At 64.6% G+C, this 8,624-nt stretch carries 17 protein-coding genes and 1 pseudogene; all 18 read left to right on the top strand.

The features are described 5' to 3' along the window. A pseudogene (gene tuf, locus D7Y15_RS02180) lies at positions 1 to 185 on the top strand (elongation factor Tu); the annotation flags it as partial. Positions 186 to 380: 195 nt separating this feature from the next. Beyond that, positions 381 to 689 (top strand): 30S ribosomal protein S10, encoded by a 309-nt coding sequence (gene rpsJ, locus D7Y15_RS02175; RefSeq protein ID WP_002633608.1) that lies wholly within the window; start codon positions 381 to 383, stop codon positions 687 to 689. 51 nt (positions 690 to 740) lie between these two features. Then, positions 741 to 1,364: a 50S ribosomal protein L4 gene (gene rplD / locus D7Y15_RS02170; protein WP_120574790.1), complete on the top strand. Its 624-nt coding sequence runs from the start codon at positions 741 to 743 to the stop codon at positions 1,362 to 1,364. Further along, positions 1,361 to 1,654: a 50S ribosomal protein L23 gene (locus D7Y15_RS02165; RefSeq protein WP_120574789.1), complete on the top strand. Its 294-nt coding sequence runs from the start codon at positions 1,361 to 1,363 to the stop codon at positions 1,652 to 1,654. Before rplD ends, D7Y15_RS02165 begins: the two co-directional genes overlap by 4 nt. 37 nt (positions 1,655 to 1,691) lie before the next feature. Then, a complete protein-coding gene (rplB, locus tag D7Y15_RS02160; RefSeq protein ID WP_120574788.1) occupies positions 1,692 to 2,537 on the top strand; it encodes a 50S ribosomal protein L2 in 846 nt (281 codons plus the stop codon). A 13-nt stretch (positions 2,538 to 2,550) separates the two neighbouring features. Beyond that, on the top strand, positions 2,551 to 2,838 hold the full coding sequence (gene rpsS / locus D7Y15_RS02155; RefSeq protein ID WP_014395864.1) for a 30S ribosomal protein S19: 288 nt from the start codon (positions 2,551 to 2,553) through the stop codon (positions 2,836 to 2,838). A gap of 35 nt (positions 2,839 to 2,873) precedes the next feature. After that, a complete protein-coding gene (gene rplV / locus D7Y15_RS02150; RefSeq protein WP_014395865.1) occupies positions 2,874 to 3,218 on the top strand; it encodes a 50S ribosomal protein L22 in 345 nt (114 codons plus the stop codon). 41 nt (positions 3,219 to 3,259) lie between these two features. Next, the gene (gene rpsC, locus D7Y15_RS02145; protein WP_120523546.1) at positions 3,260 to 3,922 is read left to right on the top strand and encodes a 30S ribosomal protein S3; all 663 of its coding nucleotides are present in this window, start codon (positions 3,260 to 3,262) and stop codon (positions 3,920 to 3,922) included. 64 nt (positions 3,923 to 3,986) lie between these two features. Further along, positions 3,987 to 4,406, top strand: a complete 420-nt coding sequence (rplP, locus tag D7Y15_RS02140; protein ID WP_014395867.1) for a 50S ribosomal protein L16 — start codon at positions 3,987 to 3,989, stop codon at positions 4,404 to 4,406. A gap of 74 nt (positions 4,407 to 4,480) precedes the next feature. Then, positions 4,481 to 4,687, top strand: a complete 207-nt coding sequence (gene rpmC / locus D7Y15_RS02135) for a 50S ribosomal protein L29 (protein ID WP_014395868.1) — start codon at positions 4,481 to 4,483, stop codon at positions 4,685 to 4,687. Between the two features lie 83 nt (positions 4,688 to 4,770). Continuing rightward, entirely contained in the window at positions 4,771 to 5,097 is a 327-nt protein-coding gene (gene rpsQ, locus D7Y15_RS02130; RefSeq protein ID WP_169821648.1) for a 30S ribosomal protein S17, read from the top strand. A gap of 65 nt (positions 5,098 to 5,162) precedes the next feature. Then, positions 5,163 to 5,531, top strand: coding sequence for a 50S ribosomal protein L14 (rplN, locus tag D7Y15_RS02125; protein WP_014395870.1), 369 nt, complete (start codon positions 5,163 to 5,165; stop codon positions 5,529 to 5,531). 42 nt (positions 5,532 to 5,573) lie between these two features. Then, positions 5,574 to 5,903 carry a 50S ribosomal protein L24 gene (gene rplX / locus D7Y15_RS02120; RefSeq protein WP_120574787.1) on the top strand — a complete coding sequence of 110 codons (330 nt, stop codon included), beginning with the start codon at positions 5,574 to 5,576 and terminating at the stop codon, positions 5,901 to 5,903. Between the two features lie 176 nt (positions 5,904 to 6,079). Further along, a complete protein-coding gene (gene rplE, locus D7Y15_RS02115; protein WP_014395872.1) occupies positions 6,080 to 6,733 on the top strand; it encodes a 50S ribosomal protein L5 in 654 nt (217 codons plus the stop codon). A gap of 24 nt (positions 6,734 to 6,757) precedes the next feature. Then, on the top strand, positions 6,758 to 6,943 hold the full coding sequence (locus D7Y15_RS02110) for a type Z 30S ribosomal protein S14 (protein ID WP_014395873.1): 186 nt from the start codon (positions 6,758 to 6,760) through the stop codon (positions 6,941 to 6,943). A gap of 167 nt (positions 6,944 to 7,110) precedes the next feature. Further along, a complete protein-coding gene (rpsH, locus tag D7Y15_RS02105) occupies positions 7,111 to 7,509 on the top strand; it encodes a 30S ribosomal protein S8 (protein ID WP_120552131.1) in 399 nt (132 codons plus the stop codon). 64 nt (positions 7,510 to 7,573) lie between these two features. Beyond that, the gene (gene rplF / locus D7Y15_RS02100) at positions 7,574 to 8,140 is read left to right on the top strand and encodes a 50S ribosomal protein L6 (RefSeq protein ID WP_120574786.1); all 567 of its coding nucleotides are present in this window, start codon (positions 7,574 to 7,576) and stop codon (positions 8,138 to 8,140) included. 108 nt (positions 8,141 to 8,248) lie between these two features. Continuing rightward, on the top strand, positions 8,249 to 8,605 hold the full coding sequence (rplR, locus tag D7Y15_RS02095; RefSeq protein ID WP_120567151.1) for a 50S ribosomal protein L18: 357 nt from the start codon (positions 8,249 to 8,251) through the stop codon (positions 8,603 to 8,605). Positions 8,606 to 8,624: the final 19 nt, after the last annotated feature.

Here is an 8,624-nt window from a genome sequence, read left to right as displayed (position 1 = left end):
GCACCACGGACGTGACGGGCACGGTGAAGCTGCCGGACAACGTCGAGATGGTCATGCCGGGCGACAACATCGCCATCGAGGTGGAGCTCATCACCCCGGTCGCGATGGAGAAGGAGCTCCGGTTCGCTGTTCGTGAAGGCGGCCGCACGGTGGGCGCGGGCGTTGTGGCGGAAATCATCGCGTAGTATTCAGCCCACCAGCTCTCCGGAAGGCCCCTTGTGGGCGGTTCCGGGGAGCCGGTGGAAATCCAGTTGCAACCCATGGGGTGTGGTGGTACACACCGCGCCCCTTCGTTCCGAAGAAACGGTTCTCTGAAATCCAGGCGTTGACGGGCGTACCGCCTCACGGTTCCCAGAGGTCGTTCAAAGAGGTTCTTGCGAATGGCGACACAGAAGATCCGCATCCGGCTGAAGGCGTACGACTCGAAGCTCCTGGACCAGAGTGCTGGGGAGATCGTCGAGACGGCCAAGCGCACGGGCGCCAAGGTGGCCGGTCCGATCCCCCTGCCGACGCGCATCAACAAGTTCACCGTGTTGCGTTCGCCGCACGTGGACAAGAAGAGCCGCGAGCAGTTTGAGATCCGCACGCACAAGCGCCTGCTCGATATCCTCGAGCCGACCCAGCAGACGCTGGACGCGCTGATGAAGCTGGATCTGTCTGCCGGCGTTGACGTCGAGATCAAGTCCTAGGAAGCGGGATGGCGTCGGAGTGGTTTCACTCTGACCCCCGAGGAAAGTGCCATGGCGAAGTTTGACGTAGTCGACCTGGATTTGAAGAAGGTGTCGGAGATCGAGCTCTCCGACGAGATCTTCGGCGCCGAGCCGAACACCCACCTGTTCTATGAGGTGGCGAAGATGCAGCAGATCAACCGGCGCCGCGGCACGGTCGGGGTGAAGAACACCTCGCTCGTCAGCGGCGGCGGCAAGAAGCCCTGGAAGCAGAAGGGCACCGGCCGTGCTCGCCAGGGTTCCATCCGCGCTTCCCACTGGGTGGGCGGCGGCAAGGCGATGGCTCCCAAGGCCCGTGACTACTTCTATCGGCCTCCCCGCAAGGTCCGCCGCGGTGCCCTGCGCGCCGTGCTGTCCCTGCGCGCCCGGGAGAAGCAGCTCATCATCCTGGACGGCTTCAAGCTGGACGCCCCGAAGTCGAAGCAGGCCTTCGAGGTGCTCACCCGCCGCCTGAAGCTCCAGAACGCGCTGATCATCGACGAGCGCGGCAACACGAACCTGCACCGCAGCGTGCGCAACCTGGCGAAGTTCGACGTGCTGCCGCCCGAGGGTCTCAACCTCGAGTCCGTGCTCAAGCACTCGCACGTCGTCCTGACTTCCGCCGCCGCGAAGGCGCTTGAGGGGTCCCTGTCATGAATCTGAACGACGTCATCAAGGGCCCGCTCATCACGGAGAAGCTGGACAAGGCCCGTGAGAAGTTCCGCCAGTACTCGTTCATCGTGGACCGCAAGGCCACGAAGCACGACGTGTCCCGCGCGGTCCAGTCCCTGTTCAAGGTCACGGTGGAGGCTGTTCGCACCAACATCGTGCGTGGCAAGACGAAGCGGGTGGGCAAGAGCATCGGCCAGCGCCCCAACTTCAAGAAGGCGGTCGTCACCCTCAAGGAAGGTGACAAGATCGAACTCTTCGAAGGGGGAGCGGTCTGACGCCACTGGCGACAGATCCGCCTGAGAGGAACACACCATGGGCATCAAGAAGTACAAGCCGACAAGCGCCGCCCGCCGTCTGATGACGGTGTCCGACTTCGCGGACATCACCAAGGACTCGCCGGAGAAGGCCCTCACCGAGCCTCTCAAGCGTTCGGGTGGCCGCAACGTTCACGGCCACATCACCCGTCGTCACCAGGGTGGCGGTCACAAGCGTCGCTACCGCACCATCGACTTCAAGCGTCGTGACAAGGACGGCGTGCCGGCCAAGGTGGTCGCGGTCGAGTACGACCCGAATCGCACGGCCAACATCGCCCTCCTGCACTACGCGGACGGCGACAAGCGCTACATCCTGGCCCCCGTGGGCTTGGCCGTGGGCGACACCGTGTTCGCCGGTTCCACCGCCGACATCCGGCCGGGCAACAGCCTGCCGCTGCAGAACATCCCGGTGGGTACGGTCATCCACAACGTGGAGCTGAAGCCGGGCCGTGGCGCCCAGGTCATCCGTTCCGCGGGCACCTCCGGCCAGTTGATGGCCAAGGAAGACCGTTACGCTCAGGTCCGCATGCCTTCCGGTGCTGTGCGCAAGGTGCTCATCGAGTGCCGTGCCACCGTCGGCCAGGTGGGCAACATCGAGCACGAAATCATTCGCATCGGTAAGGCGGGTAAGAGCCGCTGGCTGGGCATTCGGCCCACCGTCCGCGGTTTGGCCATGAACCCTGTCGACCACCCGCACGGTGGTGGTGAGGGTAAGTCCGGCCAGGGTAATCCGCACCCGGTGTCTCCGTGGGGCAAGAAGACCAAGGGCCTCACCACGCGCACCAACAAGCGCACCGACAAGTTCATCGTGAGCGGCCGCCGCCAGGGCGCGCGCAGCCAGTAAGAGGATTTGAAACATGGCTCGTTCGATCAAGAAGGGTCCGTTCGTCGACGATCACCTCCTCAAGAAGATCGAGGGGATGATTGCGGCGAACAAGAAGGCGGTCGTCAAGACCTGGTCCCGGCGCTCCACGATTCTCCCTGAGTTCGTGGGTCACACCTTCGCCGTGCACAACGGCAAGAAGTTCATTCCGGTGTTCGTGACGGAGAACATGGTGGGCCACAAGCTCGGCGAGTTCGCTCCTACGCGCACCTTCGGCGGGCACTCGGCGGAGAAGAAGGTCGCCAAGGCCCCGGGCAAGTAGCCCGTACCTACGCCTGAGAGCCTGAGGAGATGACCATGGAGTCGACTGCACATCTGCGTCACCTGCGCATGAGCCCGCGCAAGCTGTCCCTCGTCGCGGCGCTCATCCGGGGCAAGCCTGTCGAGGCTGCCCTGAACATCCTGAAGTTCACCCCGCGCGCTGCTGCGCGGCCGGTGGAGAAGCTCATCAAGAGCGCCGTCGCCAACGCGACGGACCTGTCCAAGGGCCAGGTCGACGTGGATACCCTCTACGTCAAGACCATCTCCGTGGATCAGGCCGCCACCCAGCGCCGGTTCATGCCGCGCGCCATGGGGCGCGCGACGCCCATTCAGAAGAAGTCTGCCCACGTCCACGTCGTGCTGGCTGAGGCCAAGAAGTAGGACCCGTCGGGCCCTGCCCGGACGCACCAAGGAGATTCAGTTTGGGACAGAAAGTACATCCGATTGGGTTCCGGCTCGGCGTCATCAAGACCTGGGACTCCAAGTGGTTTGAGCACAAGAACTACGCTCAGTGGCTCCACGAAGACATCCGCATCCGCGAGTTCGTCAAGAAGTCGCTGAACCACGCGGGCGTGTCGAAGGTGGAGATTGAGCGCGCCGCCAACAAGGTGAAGGTCAACGTCCACACCGCGCGTCCGGGCATCGTCATCGGCAAGCGTGGCGCTGGCATCGAGACCGTCAAGAAGGACCTCCAGCAGTTCACCAAGAACGAGGTCTTCCTGAACATCGTCGAGGTCCGCAAGGCCGAGACCGACGCGCAGCTCGTGGCGGAGAACATCGCCACGCAGCTCGAGCGCCGTATCGCCTTCCGCCGCGCCATGAAGAAGGCGCTGCAGACCGCGATGAAGTTCGGGGCCAAGGGCATCCGCGTGGCCTGCTCGGGCCGCCTGGGTGGTGCCGAGATGGCCCGCTACGAGTGGTACCGCGAGGGCCGCGTGCCCCTGCACACCCTCCGCGCGGACATCGACTTCGGCTTCGCCGAGGCCAAGACGACCTACGGCAAGATTGGCTGCAAGGTCTGGATCTGCAAGGGCGAGGTCCTCCCCGGCAAGGGCGGCCAGGCCCCCATGCCCACCAACCGGTAAGACGCCCCTGTGGGGCGGGCCCTAAGAAGCCCGCCCTGCACGGAAGGCACGAAGGACATCGACCATGCTTCAGCCTGCTCGAACCAAATACCGCAAGATGCAGAAGGGCCGCATGTTCGGCTCGGCCCACCGCGGCAGCGACCTCACCTACGGTGAGTTCGGCCTGGTGAGCCTCCAGCCGGGCTGGATCACCTCGCGCCAGATCGAGGCGGCCCGTATCGCGATGACCCGCCACGTGAAGCGCGGCGGCAAGATCTGGATCCGGATCTTCCCGGACAAGCCCATCACGAAGAAGCCCGCCGAAACCCGTATGGGTACCGGTAAGGGCGGCGTGGAGTACTACGTCGCGGTCGTCAAGCCGGGACGCGTGCTCTATGAGATGGAGGGCATGACGCAGGAGATCGCCACCGGTGCGCTGAAGCTGGCGCAGGCGAAGCTGCCGGTGCTCACCAAGATCGTGCGCCGCAGCGAGCTCTCGCTGTAGTCACGCACCGCCGGGACGGGCGCTCCACCTGGTGACAGGGGAGGGCGCCCGCATCCCGCGCCGAGGAGACCAAGATGGCGACTGCGAAGGAACTGAAGGAACTGTCGACGGACGACCTGCAGAACCGCGCGAAGGAACTGCGCGATACGCTGGTCCAGGATCGGCTCAAGCGTCGGACCGGCTCGCTGGACAGCCCCGCTGAGGGCGTGCAGCACCGCCGTGATCTGGCCCGCATCCTCACCGTCCTGGGCGAAAAGGCCCGGGCCGCGAAGGCGGGGTAGTAGTAGCAGTGCATCCGCGGGCATCCGGGCTCACCCGGGTGTCCGTGGCCATCCGGGCAGAGGGTCCGGGTGCATGACAGACAGTGAGAACCAACATGGCTGAAGCGACCGAAACGCCCGCTGCCGAGACCTCCACCCGGGGTCGTCCCAAGACCCGCGTGGGCATCGTCACCTCCAACAAGATGCAGAAGACGGTGGTCGTCACCGTCCAGCGTCGTGCTCCCCACCCGAAGTACGGGAAGATCATGAGCCTGCGCGAGAAGTACAAGGCGCACGTCGAGGATCACGACTACCCGAAGAAGGTCACCATCAACGAGGGTGACCGGGTGCGCATCGCCGAGACCAAGCCCGCTTCGAAGGACAAGCGTTGGCGCGTGGTCGAGGTGTTGGAGAAGAGCAAGAACGTCTAGGTAGGTCACACCGCGTCCGTGCGCCATGAAGCGCGTGGACGGGTTCGAGCAAGAGGAGACTTCACATGATTCAGATGCAGAGTGTGCTCGATGTGGCCGACAACTCGGGCGCCAAGAAGGTGTTTTGCATCAAGGTTCTCGGCGGCTCCAAGCGCAAGTACGCCTCCATCGGCGACGTCATCGTCGTGTCGATCCGCGAGGCCCTGCCCAACTCCAAGGTGAAGAAGGGTGACGTGGCCAAGGCCGTCATCGTCCGCACCCGTCGCGAGGTGGGTCGTGCGGATGGCAGCTACATCAAGTTCGACGGCAACTCGGCGGTCCTCATCAACAAGGACCTGGAGCCCATCGGGACGCGCATCTTTGGGCCGGTCGCCCGTGAGCTGCGTGCCCGCAAGTTCATGAAGATCATCTCGCTGGCGCCCGAGGTCCTCTAAGAGGACGCAGGCCTGACGGCGAACAGCCAGAGTGAGGAAGCCATGCAGAAGCTGAAAGTCGGTGACACCATCCAGGTCATCTCCGGGTCTGAGCGCTCGGAGAAGACGCCGGCGACCAAGCGCGGCAAGGTGCTGAAGGTTGACCGGGAGGCGGGCCGCGTGACGGTCGAGGGCCTGCGCCTGGTCAAGCGCCACATGCGCAAGACGCCGCAGAGCCCCGAGGGCGGCATCATCGAGAAGCCGGGCACCATCGCGCTCTCGAACGTCCAGGTGGTCTGCGCCAAGTGTGACAAGCCGACCCGCGTCGGCATCCGCAAGGAGGGGGAGACCTCCAAGCGGTTCTGCAAGCAGTGTGACGCCCTGATTGACTAGGGGTCGGTGTTCGGGCATGTATGCGCGCCCCTTGCCCCACCCCGTGGTGGGGCAAGCGGGCGTGCACGTCCAGAGAGCTGAAATGGTTGAGTTCTCCGGGTGTTTCCACGTTCTAGACGCAGGACTGATCGGACGCGCTGGGTCCATGACGGCGCCCCGAAGCAGGGGAATGAAAGATGGCTGACGAGAAGAAGGCCGACTCGAAGGAAAAGAAGAGCAAGAAGCGCGGCAAAGAAGAAGCCAAGAAGGTTGGCTTCGCCGCGAACATCGAGGAGGGCCTGAAGGCCCGCTCGGCGCGCCTCAAGGACCGCTTCCGCGCGGAAGGCGTTCCTGCGCTGATGAAGGAACTGGGGCTCGGAAACCCCATGGAAGTGCCGCGGCTGGAGAAGATCGTCGTCAACATGGGTCTGGGCGAGGCGCTCGCCAACAACAAGATCCTGGAGTCGGCGGTGGACCAGCTGGCTGCCATCACCGGTCAGAAGCCGGTCGTGACTCGCGCGCGCAAGTCCATCGCGAACTTCAAGCTGCGCCAGGGCCAGGCCATCGGTGCCGCTGTCACGCTGCGCGGCGACCGCATGTTCGAGTTCATGGACCGCCTCATCACCGTCGCGCTGCCTCGCGTGCGTGACTTCAAGGGCGTGTCCCCCAAGGCCTTTGACGGGAAGGGCAACTACACGCTCGGCGTGCGTGAGCAGATCATCTTCCCGGAAATCAACTACGATCAGATCGAAAAGGTGAAGGGGCTCAACATCAGCTTCGTCACCACCGCCCGGAACGACGAGCAGGGCCTCGCGCTGATGCGTCACTTCGGCATGCCGTTCCGTCAGTAACCGAGCCCAGGACTCCCATCGATCATGGCCAAGCTCTCCAAGATTGCCCAGGCAAAGCGCAAGCTGAAGTTCCCCGTGCGTCAGTACAACCGCTGCGGTCTCTGCGGTCGTCCTCGCGCCTTCCTGCGCAAGTTCAAGATGTGCCGTATCTGCCTGCGTCACCGCGCCCTGCGTGGTGAGATTACCGGCGTCACCAAGTCGTCCTGGTAGGCGTTGGACCCGGAGCCCTGTCCCTGTCCTGAAGAGGGCAGGGCGGTACCCGGTTGAAGTAGAAAGAAGTAGCGGTCGTCGCGAACCCCCGGGATGGGCCCGGCAGGCGCGGTGGCCGCGAACGCGGTGTGTCCCATGGGGACCGCTGCTTTGCTTGAAGGTGCTTCATGCCGGTCAATGATCCCGTCGGCGACATGCTGACCCGCCTGCGCAACGCCTCGCGTGCGCGGCACGACAAGGTCGTCATCCCCCACTCGAAGCTCAAGGTGGAGATCGTCAAGGTCCTCAAGGACGAGGGCTACATCGGGGATTTCGCCATCCACGAGGTCGCGCCCCAGAACGAGATCACCGTCCAGCTGAAGTACGGCCCGGACCGCAGCCCGGCCATCACCGGCATTCGCCGCGTGTCGAAGCCCGGCCTGCGTCGTTACGTCGCGGTGCGCGACATCCAGCCGGTGCTCGGCGGCATGGGCATCTCCATCCTCTCCACCTCGCGCGGCATCCTGGTGGACACCGAGGCCCGGAAGCAGAAGGTCGGCGGCGAGCTGCTCTGCACGGTCTACTAGCCAGGAGCCTGGGTGAAGCGCCCCGCGAGGAGCGCGCCCCGGGCGACGACAGCACGAGGCAATCATGAGTCGGATTGGAAAACTGGCGATCAAGCTTGGTGACAAGACGAAGGTCAATGTCGCCAACCAGCAGGTCAACTTCGAAGGCCCCAAGGGCAAGCTGTCCGTCAAGCTCCCCGCCAAGGTGAAGGTGGAGGTCAAGGACGGCCAGGTGACGGTGCAGCGCGAGGATGACTCGCGTGAGGCCCGCAGCCTGCACGGCCTGACGCGGACCATCCTCGCCAACGCGGCGAAGGGCGTGTCCGCAGGCTTCGAGAGGCGTCTGGACATCCGTGGCGTCGGTTTCCGCGCGGAAGTGAAGGGCAAGGCCATTCACTTCTCGCTCGGTTACTCCCACCCGGTGGTGTTCAACCTGCCGGAGGGTGTGACGGCGGAAGTCGACAAGACCTCCCGCACCGAGGACAGCCTTCCCACGGTGGGGCTGACGCTCCGCTCGGCGGACAAGGAAGCCCTGGGCGCCACGGCGGTGAACATCCGCTCGCTGCGTCCGCCGGAGCCCTATAAGGGCAAGGGCATCAAGTACGCCGAGGAGCGCATCCGTCGCAAGGAGGGCAAGACCGGTACGACCTAGTCGTCGCCGCGTCTTCGCCGAGCATTCAACCCCGTCGGGCCTTGAGGTCTGGCGGAATCATCCGGCGGCGGAAGGCCGCATCGCCGCCGGACGGAAAAGGAAGCAGCCATGTCCAAGACTGTCGAGCAGCGCCTCAAGAGGAAGAACCGCATCCGCAAGAAGCTCTCCGGAACCACGGAGCGTCCGCGGCTGTCGGTCTACAAGAGCCTCAAGCACATCTACGCGCAGGTGGTGGACGACTCCACCGGCCGCACGCTGGCGTTCGCGTCGTCCCTGTCCAAGGAGTTGAAGGGCAAGGACGAGGGCGACAAGAAGGCCGACGCGAAGCGCGTGGGCTCCCTCATCGCGGAGAAGTGCAAGGCCGCCAACGTCGATGCGGTGGTGTTCGACCGCAACGGCTTCCCTTACCATGGGCGCATCGCCGCCGTGGCTGACGCCGCGCGCGAGGCCGGCCTGAAGTTCTAGGTACCAGAAAGGAATTCCT

Source organism: Corallococcus sp. AB030 (genome assembly GCF_003668965.1).
Taxonomy (GTDB): Bacteria; Myxococcota; Myxococcia; order Myxococcales; family Myxococcaceae; genus Corallococcus; species Corallococcus exiguus.
This window is presented reverse-complemented; position numbering and strand designations above follow the sequence as displayed.